This is a genomic window from Komagataeibacter intermedius TF2 (assembly GCF_000964425.1).
Lineage (GTDB): Bacteria > Pseudomonadota > Alphaproteobacteria > Acetobacterales > Acetobacteraceae > Komagataeibacter > Komagataeibacter intermedius.
In genome coordinates this window covers 1-463 of sequence record NZ_BANF01000613.1, presented here as the reverse complement: position 1 = coordinate 463, position 463 = coordinate 1, and the positions used below count along the sequence as shown (strand labels likewise).

Annotated in this window: 1 pseudogene; it reads left to right on the top strand. The window is 56.4% G+C overall.

Annotated elements, in window-relative coordinates:
• Positions 1-463, top strand: a pseudogene (locus B7449_RS18795) (transposase); the annotation flags it as partial.

The window sequence follows — 463 nt, the reverse complement described above, 5'->3', positions numbered from 1 at the left end:
GCCACGTTTTACCGGTGGCGCGCGAAATATGGCGGCATGGATGCTTCGATGATCAGTCAGATGAAGGCTTTGGAAGAGGAGAACCGTCGGCTGAAGCGCATGTATGCGGATTTGAGCATGCAGACGGATATCCTGAAGGAAGCCCTTGGAAAAAAATGAAGCGGCCAGCCCAGCGCCGGGAACTGGCCGCACAGGCTGTGGCGCATCATGGGGTCAGCATTGCGCTGGCCTGTCGGATTTTTGGGATATCCGAGACCTGCTTTCGCTATCGTCCGCGACTGGCAGCGGAGAACGACAGGATTGCCGCTCTTCTGGTGGGACTGACCCAGGCTCACAGGAGATGGGGATTTGGTCTGTGTTTCCTGTATCTGCGCAATGTGCAGGGACAGCTCTGGAATCATAAGCGGGTTTATCGGATCTATCGGGAACTGGAACTCAACCTGCGGATTAAACCCCGCAGGCG